The following is a 24730-nucleotide window of genomic DNA, read 5'->3' as shown; positions in this document are numbered from 1 at the left end:
GAGACGATGCTCCCCGCGTCGGCGCCGGCCCTGCCGGACGCCGAGTACCTGGTGCTGTCGAGCCGGCTCATCCCCGACCTCGACGGCGGCTACACGATCGCGACGCTGTCGCGCGCCCGGCAGCTGGCCGGTGCGGGCGTGGCCGAGGGGCGTGGGCCGCAGCTGCTCACCTTCGATCCGGGTACCGCGGCCGACCACGCGCAGCACCGGCAGACGTTCGTCTCGCGCGGTGCTCTGGTCGACGCCTCCCGCCTGCGCAATCTCTTCGACGAGGCCGTCGCCGCCGAGGGCGGAGCGACCGCGTGGCTGCGATCGGTCGCCGATCCCGCCCTCGTCGCGAACCCGGGGGTCGAGTACCGCACGATCGAGGATGCCGAGGGGCGGCCGTTCGTCGCGCTCCCGGTGATCCCGGGCAATCCCGACTGGCACCTGAGCGTCGAGCCGGTGCAGATCTTCGATGCGGACGGCGAGGTCGTAGGCGGCGTCGCCGGTTTCGGCGGACTGTACCGCGCGTGGCTGTCGCACCTGGCCGCGGGCCTCGGCGACCGCCCGATCGTCGTCATCTGCGAATCGCGTCAGCTCGGCGAGCTCATCGTGGGGTGGCAGGATCCGCGCGTGCGCATCCTCCACACGATCCACACCATCCACCTCGAGGCTCCCTACACGGCGGATGCCCCGACCAACGCCCTGTGGACGCGCTGGTTCGCCCTCTCCGACCGTTTCGACGCCGTGATCTGGCCGACGGCGACGCAGCGCGACGACGTCGTGGCACGCTTCGGCACGGCGGCGCGGAACGAGACCGTGCCGAACCCGATCGCGGCCGTCGCGCGCCGCGACGACCTGCGGGAGCCGGGACTGGTCGTGGTGCTCGGACGCCTGGCTCCGGGCAAGCGCGTCGATCAGGCCATCCGCGCATTCCTCGCCGCTGACGTGCCCGACACTCGCCTCGAGATCTGGGGCGGCGGACCGGAGCAGGAGCGCCTGACCGCCCTCATCGCCGAGCTCGGTGCGGCGGATCGCGTCGTGCTCGCCGGGTACACCGACGACCCGGGGCGCGTTCTCGACCGGGCCTCGGTCGTGCTCACCGCCACCGCCTTCGAGGGGCAACCGCTGTCGATCGTCGAGGCGCTGCTGCACGGCGCGCCGGTCGTGTCGTACGACGTGCGCTACGGCATCCGCGACGTCCTGGGCGCGGGCGGGGGAGTGCTCGCTCCGAGCGGCGATGTCGATGCGTTGGCCGCCGCCCTGCGCGGCGTGCTGGCCGACCCCGCGCTGCTCGCGCGGCTGAGTGCCGAGGCCCCCGAGGTGGCCGCGGCATGGAGCCCCGAGAAGTCGCTGAGCGCGCTCACCGCCGTGATCGATGCGGCCGTGCGTCGGCCGCCCCGGCGCTGAGAACACGCTCGAGAGAGCGCTCGAGAAGAAATCTCGGAGAATTCCGGATCGCATGTCGATCCGACGCGTTCCCGTTCGACGTCTTTGATGAGAGGGTCGAGACACGATCCCATCGATCAAGGAGAACACCATGAAGTACATGCTCATCATGCGCGCGACCGACGAGGCCGTCGATGCGTACAAGGAGATCCCCTTCGAGCAGGTCATCGAGGCGATGGGGAAGTACAACGAGTCCATGATCAAGGCCGGCGTGCTGGCAGCGGGCGAGGGACTCACCGATGCCGCGGAGGGCTTCGTCGTCGACTTCAGCGCCGAGACCCCGCTCATCACCGACGGCCCCTACGGCGAGACCAAGGAGCTGTTCAACGGATTCTGGATCCTCGAGGTGTCGAGCCGCGAGGAGGCCGCCGAGTGGGCGAGCCGTGCACCGCTCGGACCCGGATCGTTCCTCGAGGTGCGCCGGGTGACCGACGCCTCGGACTTCCCCGCCGACAACGAGTGGATCGAGAAGGAAGCAGGCTGGCGCGAGGAGCAGGCGCAGCGCGCCCAGCAGTGAGATGACCCCCTCCTCCGACGACGCGACGGTGCGTCCCCTTCCCCCACCGGGGACGGTGGAGCGCACCGTCGCCGCGGTCTGGCGCATCGAGTCGGCGAAGATCGTCGGCACGCTCGCCCGCATGGTCGGCGACTTCGGGTGGGCGGAGGACCTCGCCCAGGAGGCGCTGCTCGATGCGCTGCGGCAGTGGCCGGTCGAGGGTGTGCCCCGCAACGGCGCCGCCTGGTTGACGGCCGTCGCGAAGCGCAGAGCGATCGACGGATGGCGGCGGCAGGAGCGCTTCGACCATCGCATCGCCGTGCTCGCTCACGACCTGGAGCGCGAGCAGGCCGAGGGGATCGACGCCGTGCCCTGGGATCCGGACGCGGTCGACGACGACGTGCTCCGGCTGATGTTCATCGCCTGTCACCCCGTGCTGTCACGCGAAGCCCAGGTGGCTCTCACCCTGCGCGTGGTCGCGGGACTGTCGAGCGAGGAGATCGCTCGCGCGTTCCTGGTTCCCACGGCCACCGTGCAGCAGCGCATCGTGCGGGCGAAGAAGACGCTGGCCGCGGCGGGGGTTCCGTTCGAGACTCCTCCGCGCGAGGAGCACACCGCCCGTCTCGGGGCGCTCCTCGGCATCGTGTACCTGATCTTCAACGAGGCCCACGCGGCGAGCAGCGGGCCGGAATGGATGCGGCCGGACCTCGCCGACGAGGCGATCAGGCTGGGGCGTGTGCTGGTCGGGCTGATGCCGCGCGAGCCGGACGCCCTCGGGCTGCTCGCTCTGATGGAGCTCACCGCGGCGCGGTTCCCGGCGCGGACCGACGCGCAGGGAGATCCGGTGCTGCTCGGCGACCAGGACCGACGGCTGTGGGACCGCAGCCGGATCACGCGAGGACGCGCCGCACTCGCGCGGGCGGATGCCGTCGGCCGAGGCCGTGGCGCCTATGGACTGCAGGCGGCTATCGCCGAGTGCCATGCGCTCGCTTCGTCGATCGAGGAGACCGACTGGGAACGGATCGTCGTGCTCTACGAGGCGCTCGGGCGGCTCGCCCCGTCACCCGTCGTCGAACTCAACCGCGCGGCCGCCGTCGCGATGGCGACGGGGCCGGCCTCGGCGCTGAAGGTACTCGATCAGCTGGAGGCATCCGGAGTTCTGCGCGGGTACCACCTGCTGCCGGCGACACGGGCGGAGATGCTGCGCCGCCTCGGGAGGGAGGACGAAGCGCGCAGCGAGTTCGCGACGGCCGCCGCCCTCACCGGCAATGACCGTGAACGTGCGCTGCTCGAGGCGAAATCGCGCGGCGAGCGGACATGACTTCGCCCCCACCGGGGGCCGGAGGGGGCGAAGCGCCGCGATCAGCGCACGGAGCGGTGATCAGGCCTTGCTGCGACTGCCACGACCGACGATGAGGCCGTAGATCAGCAGCACGATGATCGACCCACCGATGGCGAGGAGCCACGTGCCGAGATCCCAGAACTCGGTGAGCGGGCGGTTGAGGATCAGCGAGCCGAGCCACCCTCCGAGCAGGGCGCCGACGACGCCCAGCAGAAGCGTGATGAACCATCCACCGCCCTGCTTGCCGGGCAGGATCAGTTTCGCGATGGCCCCGGCGATGAGACCGAGAAGAAGAAAGCCGAGAAAGCTCATGATGACCTCCTGTGTGCAGACGAGTTTCGTCTGATCGCTCGATTCTGCGCTCTCAGGAAGCTTTCAGGAAACCCCTTGCGCCGCGGGTCGGAACATGCAGGAGGCCCGCCTCCGAAGGGAGACGGGCCTCGTGAGCGACAGACGACGGATCGTCAGTTGTTGCCGCGGACGATCGCGATGATGCGCAGGATCTCGACGTACAGCCAGACGACCGTGACCATGATGCCGAAGGCGCCGAGCCAGCCGTAGACGCGGGGAGCGCCGTTGCGCACACCCTGCTGGATCTGGTCGAAGTCGAGCACCAGCGAGTAGGCGGCCATGATGACCACGAGCACGCCGATGATCAGTCCGAGCGGGATGCCCATGATCTCGGCGCTGTAGAGGCCGAAGGCCTGGCTCGCGGGCAGGACGCCGGTCCACATGAGCACGAGGTTCAGCAGCGAGAAGACGAGGTAGCCGACCATCGCGACCATGAAGATCTTGGTGGCCTTCTTCGACGCGCGGATCTTGCCGCTGGCGAAGAGGGCGAGGGTCACGCCGACGACCGAGATCGTCGCGAGCGTGGCCTGCAGCACGATGCCCGGGTAGAGGACCTCGAAGAACGCTGAGATGCCACCGATGAACAGACCCTCGAGGGCGGCGTAGGCGAAGATCAGCGCCGGACGCACCTTCTTGCGCGAGGTGAAGGTGATGATCATCGCGAGGACGAAACCGCCGAGCGCACCGATCATCCACGGCACGAGCGAGACGGTCGAGAACGAGGTGATGTCGGTGCCGCCGAGCGTCCACACCCAGCCGATGGCCGCGGTGACGAGGAGGATGCCGAACAGGCCGGCCGTCTTCCAGACGGTGTCCTCGACGGACATGCGATCGGTCTCGATCGAGCCCGCCGGCGGGGCCGCGTACATGCCCTCGAGCTGCGCGTTGGCCGCGGCGTCGACGGTGGCGTGCTGGAACGATGCGGCCTGGGCTCCCCGAGCACCCTGCGGTGCGCCGGGGTAGGTCGCGACATTGCGCGGATCCTGCTGCTTGAAAGCAGGGTTGTTGAATGCGAAGTTGCTCATGGTGGGCCTCACTCCAGAAGGGTGTCGTAGGTCGCTTTCCTCCACGATACCGGCGTGGGGCGCGCGATGGGGTGTTCTACGCTGAGAGCGTGCCCAGGAAAACTCCCCTCGTCATCGGACACCGGGGCGCGCCCGGGTATCGCCCGGAGCACAGCCGCTCCTCGTACGAGCTGGCGCTCGCGATGGGGGTGGATGCCGTCGAGCCCGATGTCGTCGCGACGAAGGACGGCGTGCTGGTCGTGCGCCACGAGAACGAGATCTCGGGCACGACCGATGTGGCGGAGCATCCGGAGTTCGCCGATCGACGCACCACCAAGCGGGTCGACGGGCAGGCGCTGACGGGCTGGTTCACCGAGGACTTCACCTGGGACGAGCTCTCGACGCTCCGCGGGCGCGAGCGTCTGCCCGAGGTGCGCGCCACGAGCGCCAGCTTCGACGGCGGGCAGCCGATCCTGCGTCTCGTCGATCTGCTCGACCTCGTGCGGCGCGGGTCGGTCGAGCACGGGCGCGAGATCGGCGTGGTGCTCGAGGTCAAGCACGCCACGTACTTCGCGAGCATCGGTCTCGACCTCGTGCCGCTGATCGAGCGCGATCTCCAGGCCGCCGGCTGGGCGGACGGAGAACTGCCGCTGATCATCGAGTGCTTCGAGCAGACCGTGCTGGGTCAGCTCCGGGCGCGGGGCATCCCGGCCTCTTACATCTACCTGATCGAATCGTCCGGCCGCCCCTACGACCAGCTCGTCGCCCACGGCAAGAGGGCGCTCACCTACAAGGCGACGGTCGCACCGCGGGGCCTCAACGGCCTGATCGGCGCGGTCGACGGCATCAGCGTGAGCAAGAAGATGCTGCTGGCACACGGCAACACGATCGTCGCCGACGCGCATGCGCGGGGCCTCAAGGTCTTCACCTGGACGTGCCGACCCGAGAACGCCTTCCTCGCGCCCGAGTTCCGCGGCGACGGGGGCAAGGGCGCCTTCGGCGACTACGAGGCGGAGTGGGGCGTGATCGCGCGACAGGGGATCGACGGCGTCTTCGTCGATCACCCCGACCTGGGCGTGGCGTTCTTCCGCGGCTGAGGGATCGGGCACCGGCAGAGCCGGCGTCGGAGCGACCCGGCGGTGCGCGGCGGGAGCGTCGGAGCCGGATGCCAGACTGGCCCGCATGAGTGGAATCGTCGTGGAAGACGTCAGCCGGGCCTTCGGGACGGTGCAGGCCGTCCGGTCGGCCACACTGCGCGCGGAACCGGGGCGGGTGACCGGACTCGTCGGGCCGAACGGCGCGGGCAAGACGACCCTGCTCCTGATGCTGGCCTCGCTGCTCGCCCCCGACACCGGCACGATCCGCATCGGCGGCGTCGACCCGATGGTCGATCCGCTGGCCGCCCGCCGGCTGCTCGGGTGGATGCCCGACGCGCTCGGCGCCTGGCCCTCGCTGACGGCGCGCGAGACACTCGTGACCACGGGTCGGCTGTACGACATCGCACCGACGGATGCCGCGCATCGGGCCGCCGCGCTGCTCGACCTCGTCGGGCTCACCCCGCTCGCCGATTCCCCCGCGAAGGTGCTCTCCCGCGGGCAGAAGCAGAAGCTCGGGCTCGCCCGGGCGCTCGTGCACGACCCCCGGGTGCTGCTGCTCGACGAGCCCGCCTCGGGACTCGATCCCGAGGCCCGTGTGCAGCTGCGCGTGCTGCTGCGCCGTCTCGCCGCCGAGGGGCGCACCGTGCTCATCTCCAGCCACATCCTCTCGGAGCTCGAGGAGGTCGTCGACGACGCCGTCTTCCTCGTCGCGGGGGCGGTGGTCGACGCGGCGCCGGCCCAGGCATCCGTCCGCGCCTGGCGGATCCGGCTGGTCGGCGCCTCGACCGATCGGTTGGCCGCCGACGCCTGGCAGGTCGCGTCGACCCTCGGGGTGGCTCCGGAGTCGCTCGGCGCCGACCGCGGAGCCGTACTGATCGGCTTCGAGACCGAGGAGTCCGCCGCGCACGCGCTGCAGAGGCTGGTCGCCGCGCAGCTCCCGATCTCGGAGTTCGCGCCGGCGCAGAGTGCGCTCGAACACACGTTCCTGCATCTGAATCCGACGGTCGTACCCCCGCCCACGGCTCACCCCGGAACGGAGGCCGGAGCATGAGCATCGCCCATATCGGCACCATCGCCCGTCTCGAACTGACCCAGCGCCTGCGCAGTGTCGGTTGGTACGTGCTGCTCGGCGTCTTCGCTGCGGTGCTCCTCGGGGTCACAGCGCTGTCGTCCGCCGTCTACTCCTACGGCGACGCCCCGGGGGCGGGGATCTTCTCGATCGTCGTGAACATGGTGCTCCTGCTCGTCGTGCTCGTGTCGCCCACGCTGAGCGGCAACGCCATCAACGGAGATCGCGAATCGGCGACCCTCGCCGCGATCCAGGTGACCGCGGTCTCGACCGGCGACATCATGCTCGGCAAGCTCGTCGCCGCGATCGCGACGGGCGGGGCATTCCTGCTCGTCGCGCTGCCCTTCCTCGCCTTCTCACTCCTCGGCGGGGGCGCGGACCCGCTGGTGCTGCTCATCTCGATCCTCGTACTGGCCGCGGAGATCGTCATCGTCGCGGCCATCGGGGTGGGGCTGAGCGGTCTGATCGCGCGTCCGCTGTTCTCGGTCGCCACGACGTACCTCGTGGTCGCCGGTCTGGTGATCGGCACGCTCATCGTGTTCGCGCTGGGCGGGCTCGCCGTGCGCGGCGAGGCGACGAACTACAGCCGTCCCTACGACGAGAACGGCCCGATCTGCGACCAGTGGGAGGAGTACACCTACGAGGTGCCGCGCTTCGATCTCGTGTGGTGGGCGCTCGCCGCGAACCCCTTCGTCGTGCTGGCCGATGCCACGCCCACCGAGTACGGAAGCGGCGGGTATCCGGTCGATCTGTTCGGGCAGATCAAGTACGGGGTGCGCAGCGCGCAGCTGTCGCCCCTCGAACAGCGCTGGGACGACTGCGCGGTGGGGAGCCCCGGTCCGACTCCGCGCGAGGTGATCGACTCCACGGTGCCGAGCTGGTTCGTCGGGCTCGGAGTGCAGGTCGTGATCGCCGGGTCGCTGTTCGCCGGCGCGTGGTCGCGCACGCGCACGCCCGCACGGATGCTGCCGCCGGGGACGCGCATCGCCTGAGCTCCGGTCGCGGATGCCGGACCGTGCGCGGGAGGAGACGGGCGGCGGTGGTGTCGGTGGCGCCGCCTAGACTCGTAGAGCCATGACCGAAGCTCCTCTCATCGTTCCCGGAACCGCCGGCCCGCAGGGTCAGGACGACCTCCTCGCCGGCCTCAACCCGCAGCAGCTCGAAGCCGTCACCTATCGCGGTCCCGCGCTGCTCATCGTCGCGGGGGCCGGATCGGGCAAGACGAGCGTGCTCACGCGTCGGATCGCGTCGCTGCTGCGCAGCCGCGAGGCCTGGCCGAGCCAGATCCTCGCGATCACCTTCACCAACAAGGCGGCGGGCGAGATGCGCGAGCGCGTCGAGGGCCTGATCGGCGATGCGGCGCGCGGCATGTGGATCTCGACCTTCCACTCGGCATGCGTGCGCATCCTGCGGCGCGAGGCGCAGCAGTTCGGGTTCACCAAGTCGTTCACGATCTACGACTCGGGTGACTCCCGCGCGCTCATCAAGCGTCTGGTCAAGGAGCACGAGGCCGACGCCTTCGGGCTGACCCCGGCATCCGTGCAGTCGCGCATCTCGAAGCTCAAGAACGAGCTGTCGGATGCCGAGTCCTATGCGCGGCAGGCCAACATGTCGGACCCCGCCGAGCGGATCTTCGTCGAGGTCTTCGCCGACTACCAGCGCCAGCTGCAGAAGGCGAACGCCTTCGACTTCGACGACCTGATCGGGCAGACGGTCTATCTGTTCCGCGCGTTCCCCGAGGTGGCCGACACGTATCGCCGTCGGTTCCGGCACATCCTCGTCGACGAGTACCAGGACACCAACCACGCGCAGTACGCGCTCATCCACGAGCTCACGCGGCCCCTCGCATCGTCGTCGGCACCCGACCCGTATGCCTTGAACGGCATGATGATCTTCGAGCCGGAGCCCGAGCCGAAGAACGCCGACACCGCTGGCGCCTCGCTCACCGTCGTCGGCGACTCCGACCAGTCGATCTATGCGTTCCGCGGCGCCGACATCCGCAACATCAGCGAGTTCGAACGCGACTTCCCCGGGGCGCGCGTGGTGCTGCTCGAGCAGAACTACCGCTCGACGCAGAACATCCTCTCGGCGGCCAACGCGGTGATCGGCAACAACTTCGACCGCAAGGAGAAGAAGCTCTGGAGCGACCGGGGCGAGGGCGAGAAGATCATCGGCTTCACCGGCTACTCGCAGCACGACGAGGCGCAGTTCGTGGCCGACGAGGTCGAGGCGCTGCACCGCGCCGGCATGCCGTACTCCGAGATGGCGGTCTTCTACCGCACGAACTCCCAGTCGCGTGCGCTCGAGGAGATCTTCATCCGTTCGGCGGTGCCGTACAAGATCATGGGCGGCACCAAGTTCTACGAGCGCGCCGAGATCAAGGACGCGCTGGCGTATCTCGTGGCGGTCGCGAACCCCGCCGACGAGATGGCGGTGCGCCGCATCCTCAACAAGCCGCGTCGCGGAATCGGCGATGTGACCGAGACGGCCATCGCCCGCTTCGCCGAGGAGCAGGGGATCACGTTCCGCGACGCCCTCTCTATGCCGGCACAGCTCGGCTTCGGCCCCAAGATCCAGTCGGCGATCGCGCAGCTCGACGCCGTGCTCACCGAGGCGACGGCCATCATGCTGCCGCCGACGGGCGAGGTGCCGGCTCCGACGACCGTGGCCGACGGCCTGAGCCTGCTGCTCGCCAAGAGCGGTTACCTCGATGCGCTGCGCGCCAGCCGCGACCCGCAGGACGAAGCGCGCGTCGAGAACCTCGACGAGTTCGTCGCCGTCGCCCGCGATTTCGCACGCAACAACCCCGAGGGCACGATCGTCGACTTCCTCACCGATGTGGCGCTCGTGGCGGATGCCGATGACCTCGACGACGAGTCGGGCACCGTGTCTCTCATGACGATGCACACCGCCAAGGGCCTCGAGTACGACGCGGTCTTCGTCACGGGTGTCGAGGAAGACCTCATCCCGCACCGCATCTCGGCCGGCGAGCCCGGTGGGCCGCAGGAGGAGCGTCGGCTCTTCTACGTGGGCATCACCCGTGCTCGGAAGCGCCTGCACCTGTCGCTCGCGATGACCAGGGCGCAGTTCGGCGAGGTGACCGTCGCGATGCCGAGTCGTTTCCTGCAGGAGATCCCGGTCGCTCTGATCGACTGGCGCCAGTCTCCGGGAGACGTCAACTCCCGCGGGGGCATGCAGTCGCGCGCCCTCAACGCGCGCCGTGCGGGCGGATTCGGAGGATCGGGGTCGGGTGCCGGCTCCGGCGATCGCTTCGGAGTCAAGCCGCTGCCGGGCCGCGATTCGCTCAAGCCCCTCTCGACCGCCATGGACCGCTTCCCGAACCGCGTCACGGCCAAGGTGCGCGACAACGGCGACCTCGAACTCACCGCGGGGGACCGCATCCGCCACGTCGACTTCGGCGAGGGTCGCGTCGACGCCGTCACCGGTGAGGGCGCCAAGCGCATCGCGCACGTGCGCTTCGACACCGCCGGGCAGAAGAAGCTCCTCATCAAGGTCGCACCGATCGAGAAGATCTGACGGCACCGGCCCGGTGCTGCCGGGCCCACCGCCGCCGAGGGCGGAGCCGCGGAGGGTTAGGCTGGCTCATATGGCCCTCTTCTCCCGCCGCAAGAAGTCCGCTGACGACGCCGTCACCTCCGCACCCGACGCCGCCGAGGCGGTCGAGACGCCGGCGGATGATGCTCCGGTCGCCGCGGCGGAGGAAGCCCCCGCCGCTCCGTCGATCGGCATCTCGGTGCAGGCTTTCCGCGGCGTCGGAGCGGAGGCGGGTCCCGAGGTCTCGCTGCCCGACCCCGACGCGAAGCCCGCTCCGGCCGTGCAGACCGCGCCTACGGCGCCCGCCGTCCCTGCCGCTCCCGCCGCCGAGCCGCGTCTGCCTCTCGCCCCCGCGTCGCCGCCCGAGCAGACCGAGTCCGTTCCCGGCATGAAGGACAACGTGCTGCTGCGCGAGGCCCTGAAGCAGGTCGAGAAGGGCGCGAGCAACGAGCAACTGCTGGGCGTCATGCGGCAGGCGCTGCAGGGACACCTCTTCATCCGCGTGAACGGCGATGCCCGTGCGCAGATCGCCGAGGGCAAGCCCCTCGCCGTCGCCGTCGTGCGCGACGAGGAGCGCCAGTTCATGCTGGCCTTCAGTTCGGCCGCCGCCGTGCGCGACTCGGTGAAGCTCGAAGCCGACCCCTCCTCGACATCGGCCGTGGCGCAGCCCTCGACCTCCGTCATGCAGCAGGTCGTCGCCGGCGACTTCGCGGGCCTCATCATCGACAACGCCTCCGCGCCGCACCGGGTGGTGTTCCCGACCGAGCTGCTGCAGAAGACGCTCGAGCAGGCCGATGCCGAGATGACGGTCAAAGCCATCGTCGCGGCCCCGCGCGAGCAGGACTCCGCGACCCGTGCGGGCGAGGCGCTCGCCGAGACGCGCATGTGGGTGGCCGTGAACGACGGTGGCGCCGACGGCCAGGTGGGTATCGCCGAGGCGCAGACGACCGACGGCAAGCGCTTCCTGCAGCTGTTCTCGCACCCGCTCGAGGTCATCGCCCTCGGCCGCGGCGACCGACCGCTGCCCTTCGAGCCCGCGCAGCTCGCGAAGGTGCTCGCGGGGCACACCGAGATGGCGGGCGTCGTGATCGATCCGGCGGGTCCCACCCTCATCGTCGAACGCGATGCCCTCACGCGCGTGCTCGAACTCGCCCCCGCGACCGAGGACTGACGCCACACGACGGAGAGGTCGCGCTGCGGCGCGCCCTTCCGCGGGCGACAGCCGCGCTCTAGGGTCGTTGCATGGCCTCCGAACGTGTGCCCGTGACCGTGTCCGACCCCGAGGGGGAGCGCGAGGTCGTGCTCTCCAGCCCCAACCGGGTCGTGTGGCCGGAGGTCGGGATCACCAAGGCCGAGCTGGCCGACTACGTGCAGCGGGTCGCCGATCCCTTCCTCTCGTCGAACGGCGACCGACCGGTATCGCTCGAGCGGTTCCGTGACGGCGTGGGGAGCGAGGGCTTCTTCTCGAAGAATCCGCCGAAGGGCACTCCCGACTACGTCGACGCCGTGACGGTGACCTACAACAGCGGGCGGCGGCATCCGCAGATCGTGCTGAACCGACCGTCGGCGATCGTGTGGGCCGTGCAGATGAACACGATCGTGTTCCACCCGTGGGCGTCGCTCGCGAGTGACCCCGACAACCCCGTCGAACTGCGCATCGATCTCGATCCGCAACCGGGCACGGACTTCGCGGATGCCGTCACCGCCGCCCACGGCCTGCGGGAGGTGCTGAGCGAGGCGGGCCTCGAGGCGTTCGCGAAGACGAGCGGCAATCGCGGTCTGCACGTGTTCGCGCCGATCGAACCCACCCACGAGTTCCTCGACGTGCGACACGCGGTCATCGCCGCGGGGCGCGAACTCGAACGCCGGATGCCCGATCGGGTCACGATGAGCTGGTGGAAGGAGGAGCGCGGAGAGCGCATCTTCATCGACTTCAACCAGGCCAACCGCGATCGAACGATGGCGGGCGCCTACAGCCCGCGTGCCCTGCCGGGTGCGACCGTGTCGACCCCGGTGCACTGGGACGAGCTCGACGGCCTCGATCCGACGAGGTTCACGGTGCGCAGCGTTCCGCAGCGCCTCGACGAGATCGGCGACCCGTGGGCCGACAAGCAGCAGAAGCCCGGGCGCATCGACACCCTTCTCGCCTGGTGGGAGCGCGACGTCGAAGACGGCCTGGGCGAGCTGTCGTTCCCACCCGAGTTCCCCAAGATGCCGGGGGAGCCGCCGCGCGTGCAGCCCAGCAAGAAGGTGGCGGCGCACTGGGATGCCGACGGGGAGCCTGCCGCGAAGGACTGAGTCAGCCGATCACGTCGGCGAGGTCGTATCCCGCGACCGAGTCGAGCTGCGCGTAGGTGCACGAGCGCGCTTCGCGATCGGGACGCCAGCGTTCGAACTGCACGGTGTGGCGGAAGCGCGCACCCTCGAGCTGGTCGTAGCGCACCTCGAGGACGCGCTCCGGACGCAGGCGCACGAAGGAGACGTCCTTCGATCCGGTGAAGCGCGATCGCTCGCCCTCGCCGGTGACGGCGTCTCCGGCTTCGTCGCGCTCGACCAGGGGCGCGAGCTCCTCGACGAGTTCGCGGCGGCGCGCGTCGCTCCACGCGGCGACGCCGCCCACCTGGCGCAGCGTTCCGTCCTCGTCGTAGAGGCCGACGAGGAGCGAGCCGACTCCCGGGCCGGACTTGTGGATGCGGTATCCGAGCGCCACGACGTCGGCCGTGCGGGCGTGCTTGACCTTGATCAGGGTGCGCTTGCCGGGGGCGTAGGGCTGGTCGAGCGGCTTCGCGACGACCCCGTCGAGCCCGGCGCCCTCGAACTCCGCGAGCCAGCGCACGGCCGCATCGTGATCACGCGTCGTACGGGTGATGTGCACGGGATGCGCCACGTCCGCCAGAAGCGACTCCAGACGAGCCCGGCGCTCCGAGAACGGCCGGTCGAGCAGGTCGTCGTCGCCCTCCGCGAGCAGGTCGAACGCGATGAACATCGCCGGTGTCTCGGCGGCGAGGCGCGCCACTCGGGAGGCTGCGGGGTGGATGCGCTGGCTGAGCGCCTCCCAGTCGAGACGCTGCTCTCCTTCCGCGCCGGTCGCGACGACGATCTCGCCGTCGAGCAGGCACGGGCGGGGGAACAGCTCCGGGATCGCCTCCACGAGTTCCGGGAAGTATCGGGTGAGCGGCTTGGCTCCGCGGGATCCGATCTCGACGGTCTCGCCGTCCCACGCGATGAGCCCGCGGAACCCGTCCCACTTGGGTTCGAAGAGCAGGCCGCCGGGCGTCTTCGCCGGATCGGGCACGGTCGCCGCGGCCTTCGCGAGCATCGGGGCGGGGATGTCGTAGCGCATGCCTCCATCCTGGCGAGCACGTGCGCGCGGCGGAAGGGGACGCGAGGAGTCACGACATGCCGCGCTGGCGCCGCGAGGCGCGGCGTGTCCTGACCCCTCACGGGAAAGGCGTGTCAGGGGAAGAGGTCGCCGAGCTCGTGCGGCTCGCCGGCATCGGCGAGGGCCGTGCGGGCGGCGAGCCATCCCGACATGCCGTTGACGCCGGGCCCGGGCGGGGTCGCGGCCGAGGCGAGATAGACGCCGGGCATCGGCGTGCGCCACGGGGCCGCGGAGAGCGTCGGCCGCTGCAGCGCCTGGCGCATCGTGAACGCCCCGCCGAGCACATCGCCCCGGATCTCGGCCGGGTTGACGGCCTCGCGTGCGGATGCCGGCACCGAACGATGCGCGAGGATCCGCTCGCGGAACCCCGGGGCGAAGCGCTCGACCTGACGCGTGATCAGCTCGGTCGCGTCGAGGTCCGAGTCGAGGGGAACGTGGATGTAGGTCCACAACACGGCCTTGCCCTCGGGTGCGCGGGTGGCGTCGAAGACGGAGGGCTGGACCGCGAGCACGTACGGGCGCTCGCTCACCCGCCCGCGGGCGACGGCGTTCTCACTCGCCCGCACCTCCTCGCGGGTGCCGCCGAGGTGCACGGTCGGCGACTGCGCCACGTCGGCGTTCGCCCAGGGCACCGGTCCGTCGAGCTCGAAGTCGACCTTCGCCGCGGCCGGCCCGTACCGGTAGCGGGAGAGAGCGCGAGCGTACCCGGCGGGGATTCCGGGGTGGGTCAGGGCGAGACGCGGCGAGGTGTTCAGCAGGAGCAGATCGCCGCGCGCGGGATCGCCCCAGTCGAGGATGCCGAGGTCGCGCACGTGCAGCCCCGTCTCGACGCGACCGCCGTGCGCTTCGAGGTCGGCGACGAGCGCGTCGGCGATCCGCTGGGCGCCCCCGCGCGGATACATCCAGCCCTGTGCGTGACCGAGGGCGGCGAGCAGAAGCCCGGCCGCCGCGCCGGGGAGCGAGGGAACGGGCGTATTGGCGTGCGCGAGCACGCCCGTGATCAGGGCCGCCGCCTCCGGGGTGCGGAAGGCGCGCGAGGCGAGCGGAGTGCCCTGGTCGAGCATCCGCAGGGCGTAACGCGCGGCGGTGAGCGGCTCGTGCGGCCAGCGCGGGATCTGATGGCCGGTGAAGTCGACGACCCCGTCGATGTGCTCGCTCAGCGGCCGCAGTCGGGCGAGCCATGCATCACGGTCGGCCCCGAGGGCGGCGGACGTCTTCTCGATGTCGCGCCAGGCGATCGCCGCACGGCCGCCGTCGAGCGGATGGGCGTAGGAGATCTCGGGACGTATCCAGTCGATGCGGTCGGCGAGGCCGAAGGCGCGGAAGAACGGCGAGGCGAGTGCCGCCGGGTGCACGGCGGAGCAGACGTCGTGGCGGAAGCCGGGAAGGATGCCGTCGGTCGTGCGCACGCCGCCGCCGATCGTGTCGGACGCCTCGAGCACCCGCACCTCGTACCCCGCCCTGGCGAGCGACACGGCGCTCGCCAGACCGTTGGGCCCGCTGCCGATGATCGTCGCCCGCACCATGCCGCCAGTCTTGCACGGCCTGCGCCGGGGCCGGGGAGCGGAAGCGGTCGAGACGGCCCCGGGATCGTGCGATCCTGGAAGGGATGAACGAAGTACAGGGCCCGACCCCGACCGGCACCTCCCGTCCCTACCGCTCCCTCGCGGAGGCGCTGCGCGCGCACCGCATCGACCCGGTGAACCACGAGTTCATCGGCGCGATCGTCGAAGCCGTGGGTGTGACCTCGTTCATCGACCGCGGCCGCTACATCGAGGCCCTGCGCCGCGGCGACCACGCCTCGCTCCACATCGGGCGCACCTACACGAACGGGTTCGCCGAGGACGAGACGATCGTCGTCGGCTCCACCCCGCTGCGCCTGCAGCCCAGCGAGGGGCGTGCGCCGTACTTCTACGTCACCCACCCGAGCGAGTACGCGCCCTCCGTCCCCGCGCGTGCGGCGAAGCGTTCCTCGACCCCGCGCACACCGTCGGTGCCGCGCGAGAAGGCGCCGAAGCCGGTGACCGAGCGCGACTACGGTGTGTGCGACGTGTGCTTCATGGTCAAGACGCCGTCGGGCGGCTGCGGCTGCGACTGAGCGCCGCCCGCCGGCATCCGTCCTCCACCGTCAGGCGAACGCGCTCATCCCGGTGATGTCGCGCCCGAGAAGCAGCGCCTGCACGCTCTCCGTGCCCTCGTAGGTGTGGATCGCCTCGATGTCGGCGAGGTGCTGCATCACGCCGTTCTCGAGCAGGATGCCGTTGCCCCCGAGCAGGTCGCGGGCGGTCGAGGCGATGCGGCGTGCGGCGCGGGTGTTGTGGAACTTCGCGAGCGACGCCTGCGTCGGGCGCAACGCGCCCGCCGTCTCGAGGTCGGCCATCCGGCGGCAGTAGAGCTGCATCGCGGTGAGGTCCTCGAGCATGTGGGTGAGGCGCTCCTGCACCATCTGGAACTTCGCGAGCGGCTTGCCGAACTGCACGCGCTGGGTCGCGTACGCCAGGGCGGCCTCGTAGCAGGCGGTGGCGTGGCCGAGTGCCGACCAGGCGACGCCGGAGCGGGTCGCGTAGAGCACGACCGACGCGTCCTTGAAGCTGTGCGTTCCGGGGAGCACGGCGTCGAGGGGAACGCGCACGTCGTCGAGGCGGATGTGCGCCTGGTGGATCGCACGAAGTGACGCCTTTCCGCGGATGACGGTGCCGGTGTATCCGGGAGTGTCCTGCTCGACGAGGAAGCAGCGCACGGCGCCGTGCTCGTCGGCGGATTCGTCGTCGACGCGCGCCCAGACGAAGGTGATCCCGCCGGATGCCCCGTTGCCGATCCACTTCTTCGTGCCGCTGATGACCCAGGCGTCGCCGTCGCGGCGCGCGACCGTCTCGAGCGAGACCGAGTCCGACCCGTGGTCGGGCTCGGTGAGGGCGAAGGACCCCAGCACGCTCGCGTCGGCGAGAGCCGTCAGCCACTTCTCCTGCTGCGCGGGGGAGCCGAACAGCGCGAGGGTGCGCAGGGCGAGACCGCCCTGCACCGCGAGGATCGTGCCGAGGGAGCCGTCGCCGCGCGAGACCTCCATGTTGACCAGTCCGGCGGCGAGAGGGGAGAGACGTGTGAGGGCGGGGTGCTCGACACCGTCGACGACCAGATCCATCTCGCCCAGGCGACGAGCGGCGGTCAGTGGATACTCGGCCCGGTCCCAGGCGTCGGCCATCTGCGGGGCGACCTCGTCGACGTACGCCTGCGCGCGTTCCCAGGCGGCACGATCGGCATCCGGGATGTCGGCGAACACGGCGTAGTAGTCGCTGCCCTGCCGTCCCGTGACGTCGTACGACGAGACGCGCTCGCCGGGCAGGGGGGAGGAATCGATGCTCATGGGGCTCCTTCGTGGCACCAGGTATCGTACTCCTCGAAACTGAGTTCCACGACTCCGGGAGCGCGAAAGCGGAACCCTGCCCGAGGGCCCTGCCGCAGAGCGCTCAGTCGAGCTGCGAGCGCAGGCGCCGGGTGACCTCGGCGACCGGCATCGACCGCGGGAACACGGCGACGACGACATCGTCGGGAGCGCTCGCCGTGGCATCCGCCGGCACGCCGTAGCGACGGCGCACGTCGGTCAGCGCCGCCTGCAGGGTCGCCAGGGGAACCTTCTTCGTGCCGCGCAGCAGCTGGCGCAGCACGTGGTTGTGCACCGCGGTCACCAGGGCCGCGAAGCCGACCGCGTCGAGCGGGTCGACGCCGGGGAGGGCCCCGCGCAGGTACTCGTCGAACAGGCGCTCGTAGCGGAACACCGTGATGATCTCGCGCTCGCGCAGCACCGGGACCTCGCGCACGATCCGATAGCGGCGGCGGGCGAGCTCGGGGTCGTGGGCGAAGTGCGAGAAGACCGACTCGGATGCCGCGCACACCGCGCCCCACGGATCGTCGTGTCCCTCGGCGAGGAACACCCGGAGGCGCTCCAGCAGTGCCTCGTGGTCGGCGAAGACGACGTCCTCCTTGCCGCCGAACTGGCGGAAGAAGGTGGATCGCGAGACGCCGGCCGCCTTCGCGATCTGCTCGACCGAGGTCTGATCGAAGCCCTGCGTGTCGAAGAGCTCGAGGGCAGCGGCCACGACGCCGGTGCGCAGTTCAGCGGATTCGTGCATGGCACGAGCCTAGACCTCGCGCTGTCGAGCATGCGGATGGTGTGACGCGGGCGGGCCCCGGCGGAGCAGCCGGGCCCGCAGGAGCGTCCAGTCCGAGGTAGTAGGCTGGGGGACTGGTCGATGTCTCGACATCGAGAGAATTACCAGACAGCAGCCCAGTGAAGGAACCACAGTGGATCTGTACGAGTACCAGGCACGAGACGTTTTCGAGAAGTACGGAGTGCCGGTTCTCGCCGGCATCGTCGCCGACACCCCCGAGGAGGTGAAGGCAGCCGCGGAGAAGATCGGCGGCGTCGTCGTCGTCAAGGCGCAGGTCAAGACCGGTGGTCGTGGCAAGGCCGGCGGCGTCAAGGTCGCCAAGACCCCCGAAGAGGCCTACGAGGCGGCCAAGGCCATCCTCGGCCTCGACATCAAGGGCCACATCGTCAAGCGCGTCATGGTCGCCCAGGGCGCCCGCATCGCCGAGGAGTTCTACTTCTCCGTGCTGCTCGACCGCGCCAACCGCTCCTACCTGAGCCTCTGCTCGGTCGAGGGCGGCATGGAGATCGAAGAGCTCGCCGTCGAGCGCCCCGAGGCCCTCGCCCGCGTCGAGGTGAACCCGCTCACGGGTATCGACAAGGAGAAGGCCGTCGAGATCGCGCGCGCCGCGAACTTCCCCGAGGACCTCGTCGAGAAGGTCTCCGACGTCTTCGTGAAGCTCTTCGACGTCTACAAGGGCGAGGACGCGACGCTCGTCGAGGTCAACCCGCTCGTGCGCACCGAAGAGGGCGACATCATCGCACTCGACGGCAAGGTCACCCTCGACGACAACGCGTCGGAGATCCGTCACCCCGAGCACGAGGCTCTGGAAGACAAGGATGCCGCCGACCCGCTCGAGGCCAAGGCCAAGGCATCGGGTCTCAACTACGTGAAGCTCGACGGCGAGGTCGGCATCATCGGCAACGGCGCGGGACTCGTCATGTCGACGCTCGACGTCGTCGCCTACGCCGGTGAGAACCACAACGGCGTCAAGCCCGCCAACTTCCTCGACATCGGCGGCGGCGCCTCGGCCGAGGTCATGGCCGCCGGCCTCGACGTCATCCTCGGCGACCCGCAGGTCAAGAGCGTCTTCGTCAACGTGTTCGGCGGCATCACGGCGTGCGATGCCGTCGCCAACGGCATCAAGGGCGCGCTCGAGACGCTGGGTGCCACGGCATCCAAGCCGCTCGTCGTGCGCCTCGACGGCAACCGCGTCGACGAGGGTCGCGCGATCCTCGCCGAGTACGCGCACCCGCTCGTGACCCTGGCCGCCACCATGGACGAGGGCGCCGACAAGGCCGCCGAGCTCGCCAACGCTTGAGACTGAAGGACTAGAAGAATGTCGATCTACCTCAACAAGGACTCCAAGGTCATCGTCCAGGGCATCACCGGCGGCGAGGGCACCAAGCACACGGCGCTCATGCTCAAGGCCGGCACCCAGGTCGTCGGTGGCGTCAACGCCCGCAAGGCCGGCACCACGGTCTCGCACACCGACAAGGACGGCAACGCCGTCGAGCTTCCCGTCTTCGCCTCGGTCGCCGAGGCGATGAAGGAGACCGGCGCCGACGTGTCGATCGCCTTCGTGCCGGGCGCTTTCACGAAGAGCGCGATGGTCGAGGCCATCGACGCCGAGATCCCGCTGCTCGTCGTGATCACCGAGGGCGTGCCCGTCGGCGACTCCGCCGAGGCCTGGGCCTACGCCCAGAGCAAGGGCAACAAGACCCGCATCATCGGGCCGAACTGCCCCGGCATCATCACCCCCGGCGAGGCGCTCGTCGGCATCACGCCCGCGAACATCACGGGCAAGGGACCGATCGGCCTCGTGTCGAAGTCGGGCACCCTGACCTACCAGATGATGTTCGAGCTGCGCGACCTGGGCTTCTCGACCGCCATCGGCATCGGCGGAGACCCGGTCATCGGCACGACGCACATCGACGCACTCGCCGCGTTCGAGGCCGACCCCGAGACGAAGGCCATCGTCATGATCGGCGAGATCGGCGGCGACGCCGAGGAGCGTGCGGCCGAGTACATCAAGGCGCACGTCACCAAGCCGGTCGTCGGCTACGTCGCGGGCTTCACGGCTCCCGAGGGCAAGACCATGGGTCACGCCGGTGCGATCGTCTCCGGTTCGGCCGGAACCGCTCAGGCCAAGAAGGAGGCCCTCGAGGCAGCCGGGGTCAAGGTCGGCAAGACGCCGTCCGAGACCGCCGACCTGATGCGCGCGATCGTCGAGTCGCTCTAAGCGCTAAGCTGTAGGAGAAGGCCCCGGGCTCCACCCCGGGGCCTTCTTTCATGCCCGGGGAGCCCCGTCAGTGTTCGACCAGGGCGTCCCACATGAGGGCGACGTGCCGGGCGTCGGTGCCGCAGCATCCGCCGATCACCCGGACCGACGGCATCCGCTCGGCCAGGGCGGCCACGGCGATCGCCAGGTCTGCCGGGTCGCCCTCGTCGATGGTCTCGGACTCGTCGAGTTCTGCGTGCGACCGACGGGACGCATTGGGGCGGAGGCCGACGATCCTCGGCACCGTCGCCGCGTCGAGGGCGTGCGCGAAGTGGTCGGGGTGCGCGCAGTTGAGGAGATAGCCGTCGGCGGGTGAGCCCGCGTCGACCAGATCGATCGTTTCGGCGAGCGTGCGCCCCGTCGCGAGGCGGCCGTCCGTCTCCACGGTGAACGAGATCTCGACGGGGATGCCCTCGTCGCGTGCCGCCCGCACGATCCCGATCGCCTCGGCCGCGTCGGAGAGCGTGTACGCCGCGATGATGTCGACGCCCGCCGCGGTCAAGGACTGCACCTGCGGACGGTGATAGGTCAGCGCATCGTCGGCTCCGGTCGTCGGATCCCACATCCCGGGGCGGTACCCATCGCCTCGGGGGCCGAGCATTCCCACCAGGCGTACATCGGGCAGGTCGGCGTAGTCCTCCGCGACCGCGCGCATCAGGGACACCGCCTCGCGGTTGATCCGATCGAGTGCCGTCGCGTCGTATCCGAGCCGCGCACCCCAGTCGGCGCTCGCACGCCACGTCGCCGATTCGAGGCGCAGGCCCGCGCCGTTCGCGCGGGCGATGTCGCCGTAGGCGCGATAGTACTCCCGGAGCAGGCGCCGTCCGCGGCGAGAGTCGAGCAGCACGAAGGCCGCGAACTCCGGCAGATCGATGCCGTGATGGAAGATCAGGTCGGTCTCGAGACCGCCGTCGGTGACGTACCGCTGCGCGTCGGCATCCATGGATCCCGGTCTACCACCGCGCGATGGCCCGCGCTACGGGACTTCCGGACACGAAAGAGGGGCGGATGCCGCAGCATCCGCCCCTCCGTCGACTCGCTCTCAGATGCCGATGCCGAACAGTGCCTCGATCGGCCCGCGGGCGAAGAAGATCACGAAGCCCGCGCCGACCACCCAGAGCAGCGGGTGGATCGTCTTGGCGCGACCGGAGAAGGCGTTCACGACGAGCCAGCTGATGAAGCCGGCGCCGATGCCGTTGGCGATCGAGTAGGTCATCGGCATGACCGTGGCGGTGAGGAAGACCGGAAGCAGCACGCGGAAGTCGCTGAGATCGATGTTCTTGATCTGAGCGAGCATCATCGCACCGACGAGCACGAGTGCGGCGGCCGCGACGGCGCCGGGCACGAGCGAGGTCAGCGGGGTGAAGAACATCGCGACCAGGAACATCGCACCCGTGATGAGCGTGGCGAATCCGGTGCGTGCGCCCTCGCCGATGCCGGCGCCCGACTCGACGAAGACCGTCGCCGACGACGACGAGGTGCCACCACCGGCGATCGCGCCGATGCCCTCGACGACGAGCGCGGACTTGATGCGCGGGAAGTCGCCCTTCTCGTCGGCGAGGTCGGCCTCCTTCGCGAGGCCCGTCATGGTGCCCATGGCGTCGAAGAAGTTCGAGAACAGCAGCGTGAACACGAACATCACGAGGGCGACGATGCTGACCTTCTGCAGGTCGAAGCCGAAGTCGACCTGGCCGACCAGGCTGAGGTCGGGCAGGCCCACGATCGAGCCGGTGAAGCCGAAGTCGAGGCCGAACGGCCAGATGAGGTTGACGATGCCGCCGAGCACGGTGCCGCCGACGAGGGCGATGAGGATCGCACCCTTGACGCGCAGCGCGGTCAGCACGCCGCCGATGAGCAGCGTGACGACGAAGAGCAGGGTCGGGATGGAGGCTACGGAGCCGCCGATGCCGAGGTCGACGGGCGGCGAGGCGTTGCCGGTCGCCGTCACGAAACCGGCGTTCACGAAGCCGATGAAGGCGATGAAGAGGCCGATGCCGACCGTGATCGCGAGCTTGAGCTGCACGGGAACGGCGTCGAAGATCATCTTGCGCAGGCCGGTCGCGGCGAGCAGCACGATGATGACACCGTTGATCATGACGAGCGCCATGGCTTCGGGCCAGGTCACCGAGCCGACGACCGAGAAGGCGATGAAGGCGTTGATGCCGAGGCCGGCGGCGAACGCGAACGGCAGTCGCGTGATCACGCCGAACAGGATCGTCATCACACCGGCGGTCAGCGCGGTGGCGGCGGCGACCGCAGAGCTGGACAGCACGACGCCGTCGACGTCGGGCGTTCCGAGGATGATCGGGTTGAGGATCACGATGTACGCCATCGTGACGAACGTCACCAGGCCACCTCGGATCTCGGTGCCGAAGGTGGAACCGCGCTTGGTGATCTCGAAGAAACGATCCAGGGCGTTCTTCGGCTCAGCGGCGGTGGGTGCGGGGGACGGGGCAGTTGTCATTCGGGTGAACCTCCGGATGAGACGATATCGTCTCTCCCGCGCCGCGCGCGCCCACCGGCATCCGCCCGGATTCTCGTCGTAGTCTCGAAAGGCTATGCAACGCCTTCTCGTCGCCCTCCTCGCCGCGTTCGACGCCGCCATCGCGGCCGCCGTCGGACTCGCCGTGCTCCTGGCGCCGCTGACCCTGCTGTGGACCCTCGCCTTCGGCGCCGCGGCCGACTGGGGGGCGCTCTGGCCGCTGACCGGCACGCTGTGGGCGTTCGGGCACGGGGTACCGCTCGACATCACGATCGCGGATGCGGCGCTGGTCGCGGTCGGTGTTCCCGCGGCGGCGGCGTCCTTCACCGTCTCGGTCGCCCCGCTCGCCCTCCTGGTCTTCACCCTGCTGTTCGCGGCGCGCTCGGGCGCGCGAGCCGCGAACGCCGGCTCGTGGGTGACCGGTGTGCTCTCGGGCACGGTCGTGTTCGCCGCGATCGCCGCGGGCGTCGCCCTCACCTCGCGTCTCGACGCAGCGAAGACCTCCCTGCTCCTCGCGATCCTGCTGCCCGCGGCCGTGTACCTCGCGGGTGCGGTGTGCGGAGCGGTGCGCGTGGTCTGGGAGGACGGCGACGGCGGGCCGATCGATGCGATCCACGACCGTCTGGACGCCTGGACCGAGTGGACCCCGGTACCCGCGGCCATCGTGCGGGGAGCGGCGTTCGCCCTCGTCGCCGTGCTCGGTGTCTCTGCCGCAGCGCTCGCCCTCCTCACGCTGTTCCGCGGCGGCGAGGTCGTCGCCCTCTTCCAGGCCGCACGTGTCGACGTGCTCGGCGCGGTCGTGATCACCCTCGCCCAATTCCTCTACCTGCCGACGCTCCTCGTCTGGACGGCGTCGTGGATCGCCGGACCCGGATTCGCCGTGGGCGTCGGCACCGCGGTGTCTCCGGCGGGCACGCAGCTCGGCGTCGTGCCCGGCATCCCGGTGCTGGGGCTGCTGCCCGAGAACAGCTCGATCTGGATGCTCATCGTCGTGCTGCTGCCGGTCGCCGCCGGTGCCGTGGCCGGATGGGCCGTGCGCTCTCGCCTGGTGTGGGAGGGGACGCCGCTCCGGATGCTGCCGCGCGCCGTGATCGCGGTCGGCATGGGCGCCGTGACCGCGGGTGTCGCCGCCCTCGCCGCGCTGCTCACCAGCGGGTCGATCGGTCCGGGGCGTCTCGCCGAGACCGGCCCGTCGGTCGGCGCCTTCGCGCTCGCCCTCGGGGGAGAGGTGCTGCTGGGCGCCGCGATCCTGCTGCTGTCACCGCGCAACCGCGACGAGCTCGCCGAGGAGCGCACCGATCGCTGGGTCGCCGAGATGACGGCATCCGATCTCGACGATCTGATCGGCGACGCGGCATCGCCGACGCCGTCTGCCGAATCCGCCGATACACCAGCGGATGCCGCCCCTCTGCCCTTCGCGGAGACGGCTCCGCTCGACGACGTCACCGGGGAGGGGCGCCCTCCCGCGCCCCGGTAGACTGGGCGCGTGCTCACGGTCGCCGTTCTCATCTCGGGCACCGGCTCGAATCTTCGTGCCCTCCTCGAGGCCGCCCGCCACCCGGACTTTCCCGCGCGGGTGGTCGTCGTGGGCGCCGACCGCGAGGCCGACGGCCTGGCCCACGCCGAGGAGTTCGGCATCCCCAGCTTCACGGTGCCGTGGCACGAGCACGAGAGCCGCGAGGCCTGGGGCGAGGAGCTCGGCCGCCAGCTCGCCGTCTGGAACCCCGACCTCGTCGTGCTCAGCGGTCTCATGCGCCTGCTGCCCGCATCCCTCGTGGCGCAGTTCTCCCCGCGTCTCGTGAACACCCACCCGGCCTACCTGCCGGAGTTCCCGGGCGCGCACGGGGTGCGCGATGCGCTCGCCGCCGGCGTCGCCGAGACGGGCGCCAGCGTGATCGTCGTCGACGACGGCGTCGACACCGGACCGATCCTCGCGCAGGAGCGCGTGCCGATCCTCGACGGCGACACCGAGCACACCCTGCACGACCGCATCAAGCCCGTCGAGCGCCGCCTGCTGATCGATGTCGTACGGCGCATCGCGACCGGCGAGCTCGCGCTCGACGCCGCTTCCTGATCCTCTTCCTCCCCTCTC

Annotated in this window: 22 protein-coding genes; 14 read left to right on the top strand and 8 right to left on the bottom strand. The window is 70.3% G+C overall.

All coding sequences use genetic code 11. The features are described from left to right. Nucleotides 1-6: 6 nt before the first annotated feature. From ACI2JZ_RS10745 to ACI2JZ_RS10735, 3 genes are all read left to right on the top strand, one after another. A complete protein-coding gene (locus tag ACI2JZ_RS10745; RefSeq protein ID WP_404597502.1) occupies nucleotides 7-1392 on the top strand; it encodes a glycosyltransferase in 1386 nt (461 codons plus the stop codon). A gap of 130 nt (nucleotides 1393-1522) precedes the next feature. Next, nucleotides 1523-1948, top strand: a complete 426-nt coding sequence (locus ACI2JZ_RS10740) for a YciI family protein (RefSeq protein WP_247623154.1) — start codon at nucleotides 1523-1525, stop codon at nucleotides 1946-1948. A 1-nt stretch (nucleotide 1949) separates the two neighbouring features. After that, nucleotides 1950-3248, top strand: coding sequence for an RNA polymerase sigma factor (locus tag ACI2JZ_RS10735; protein WP_404597501.1), 1299 nt, complete (start codon nucleotides 1950-1952; stop codon nucleotides 3246-3248). A 60-nt stretch (nucleotides 3249-3308) separates the two neighbouring features. Here ACI2JZ_RS10735 and ACI2JZ_RS10730 read toward each other — a convergent pair whose 3' ends face one another. Next, the gene (locus tag ACI2JZ_RS10730; RefSeq protein ID WP_247623152.1) at nucleotides 3309-3581 is read right to left on the bottom strand and encodes a GlsB/YeaQ/YmgE family stress response membrane protein; all 273 of its coding nucleotides are present in this window, start codon (nucleotides 3579-3581) and stop codon (nucleotides 3309-3311) included. A gap of 152 nt (nucleotides 3582-3733) precedes the next feature. Continuing rightward, nucleotides 3734-4645 (bottom strand): Bax inhibitor-1/YccA family protein, encoded by a 912-nt coding sequence (locus ACI2JZ_RS10725; RefSeq protein ID WP_247623151.1) that lies wholly within the window; start codon nucleotides 4643-4645, stop codon nucleotides 3734-3736. A gap of 89 nt (nucleotides 4646-4734) precedes the next feature. Between ACI2JZ_RS10725 and ACI2JZ_RS10720 the strand changes: the two genes are divergently transcribed. The 6 genes from ACI2JZ_RS10720 (at nucleotide 4735) to ligD (ending at nucleotide 12643) form a co-directional block, all read left to right on the top strand. Beyond that, nucleotides 4735-5721, top strand: a complete 987-nt coding sequence (locus ACI2JZ_RS10720; RefSeq protein WP_404597500.1) for a glycerophosphodiester phosphodiesterase family protein — start codon at nucleotides 4735-4737, stop codon at nucleotides 5719-5721. Nucleotides 5722-5806: 85 nt separating this feature from the next. Continuing rightward, nucleotides 5807-6772, top strand: coding sequence for an ABC transporter ATP-binding protein (locus tag ACI2JZ_RS10715; protein WP_404597499.1), 966 nt, complete (start codon nucleotides 5807-5809; stop codon nucleotides 6770-6772). Then, the gene (locus ACI2JZ_RS10710) at nucleotides 6769-7782 is read left to right on the top strand and encodes an ABC transporter permease (RefSeq protein WP_247623148.1); all 1014 of its coding nucleotides are present in this window, start codon (nucleotides 6769-6771) and stop codon (nucleotides 7780-7782) included. Before ACI2JZ_RS10715 ends, ACI2JZ_RS10710 begins: the two co-directional genes overlap by 4 nt. 82 nt (nucleotides 7783-7864) lie before the next feature. Then, entirely contained in the window at nucleotides 7865-10327 is a 2463-nt protein-coding gene (locus tag ACI2JZ_RS10705; protein ID WP_404597498.1) for an ATP-dependent helicase, read from the top strand. Between the two features lie 70 nt (nucleotides 10328-10397). Beyond that, nucleotides 10398-11516 carry an SseB family protein gene (locus ACI2JZ_RS10700; protein WP_404597497.1) on the top strand — a complete coding sequence of 373 codons (1119 nt, stop codon included), beginning with the start codon at nucleotides 10398-10400 and terminating at the stop codon, nucleotides 11514-11516. Between the two features lie 71 nt (nucleotides 11517-11587). Continuing rightward, nucleotides 11588-12643, top strand: coding sequence for a non-homologous end-joining DNA ligase (gene ligD, locus ACI2JZ_RS10695; protein WP_404597496.1), 1056 nt, complete (start codon nucleotides 11588-11590; stop codon nucleotides 12641-12643). Nucleotide 12644: 1 nt separating this feature from the next. Here ligD and ACI2JZ_RS10690 read toward each other — a convergent pair whose 3' ends face one another. Next, on the bottom strand, nucleotides 12645-13688 hold the full coding sequence (locus ACI2JZ_RS10690; protein ID WP_404597495.1) for an ATP-dependent DNA ligase: 1044 nt from the start codon (nucleotides 13686-13688) through the stop codon (nucleotides 12645-12647). Between the two features lie 113 nt (nucleotides 13689-13801). After that, nucleotides 13802-15253 (bottom strand): phytoene desaturase family protein, encoded by a 1452-nt coding sequence (locus ACI2JZ_RS10685; RefSeq protein WP_404597494.1) that lies wholly within the window; start codon nucleotides 15251-15253, stop codon nucleotides 13802-13804. An 83-nt stretch (nucleotides 15254-15336) separates the two neighbouring features. Here ACI2JZ_RS10685 and ACI2JZ_RS10680 point away from each other — a divergent pair, with 83 nt between their 5' ends. Then, nucleotides 15337-15825 (top strand): hypothetical protein, encoded by a 489-nt coding sequence (locus ACI2JZ_RS10680; protein WP_404597493.1) that lies wholly within the window; start codon nucleotides 15337-15339, stop codon nucleotides 15823-15825. Between the two features lie 30 nt (nucleotides 15826-15855). On the opposite strand, the gene ACI2JZ_RS10675 is transcribed toward ACI2JZ_RS10680, so the two are convergent. Both ACI2JZ_RS10675 and ACI2JZ_RS10670 read right to left on the bottom strand, forming a co-directional pair. Next, nucleotides 15856-17091: an acyl-CoA dehydrogenase family protein gene (locus ACI2JZ_RS10675; RefSeq protein ID WP_404597492.1), complete on the bottom strand. Its 1236-nt coding sequence runs from the start codon at nucleotides 17089-17091 to the stop codon at nucleotides 15856-15858. A gap of 103 nt (nucleotides 17092-17194) precedes the next feature. Then, nucleotides 17195-17857, bottom strand: a complete 663-nt coding sequence (locus tag ACI2JZ_RS10670; protein ID WP_336640811.1) for a TetR family transcriptional regulator — start codon at nucleotides 17855-17857, stop codon at nucleotides 17195-17197. Between the two features lie 172 nt (nucleotides 17858-18029). On the opposite strand from ACI2JZ_RS10670, the gene sucC reads away from it, so the two are divergent. Both sucC and sucD read left to right on the top strand, forming a co-directional pair. Further along, a complete protein-coding gene (sucC, locus tag ACI2JZ_RS10665) occupies nucleotides 18030-19196 on the top strand; it encodes an ADP-forming succinate--CoA ligase subunit beta (protein WP_247632721.1) in 1167 nt (388 codons plus the stop codon). An 18-nt stretch (nucleotides 19197-19214) separates the two neighbouring features. Further along, complete coding sequence (sucD, locus tag ACI2JZ_RS10660) at nucleotides 19215-20117, top strand: succinate--CoA ligase subunit alpha (RefSeq protein WP_247623138.1); 903 nt, start codon at nucleotides 19215-19217, stop codon at nucleotides 20115-20117. A 67-nt stretch (nucleotides 20118-20184) separates the two neighbouring features. Here sucD and ACI2JZ_RS10655 read toward each other — a convergent pair whose 3' ends face one another. Beyond that, entirely contained in the window at nucleotides 20185-21099 is a 915-nt protein-coding gene (locus tag ACI2JZ_RS10655) for a homocysteine S-methyltransferase family protein (protein WP_404597491.1), read from the bottom strand. A 99-nt stretch (nucleotides 21100-21198) separates the two neighbouring features. Beyond that, nucleotides 21199-22620 carry an NCS2 family permease gene (locus tag ACI2JZ_RS10650; protein WP_404597490.1) on the bottom strand — a complete coding sequence of 474 codons (1422 nt, stop codon included), beginning with the start codon at nucleotides 22618-22620 and terminating at the stop codon, nucleotides 21199-21201. Nucleotides 22621-22714: 94 nt separating this feature from the next. On the opposite strand from ACI2JZ_RS10650, the gene ACI2JZ_RS10645 reads away from it, so the two are divergent. Further along, a complete protein-coding gene (locus ACI2JZ_RS10645) occupies nucleotides 22715-24115 on the top strand; it encodes a DUF6350 family protein (protein ID WP_404597489.1) in 1401 nt (466 codons plus the stop codon). 9 nt (nucleotides 24116-24124) lie between these two features. Continuing rightward, nucleotides 24125-24712 carry a phosphoribosylglycinamide formyltransferase gene (gene purN, locus ACI2JZ_RS10640; RefSeq protein ID WP_247623134.1) on the top strand — a complete coding sequence of 196 codons (588 nt, stop codon included), beginning with the start codon at nucleotides 24125-24127 and terminating at the stop codon, nucleotides 24710-24712. Nucleotides 24713-24730: the final 18 nt, after the last annotated feature.

Source organism: Microbacterium sp. NPDC087868, from assembly GCF_044900755.1.
GTDB lineage: Bacteria > Actinomycetota > Actinomycetes > Actinomycetales > Microbacteriaceae > Microbacterium > Microbacterium galbinum.
This window is presented reverse-complemented; position numbering and strand designations above follow the sequence as displayed.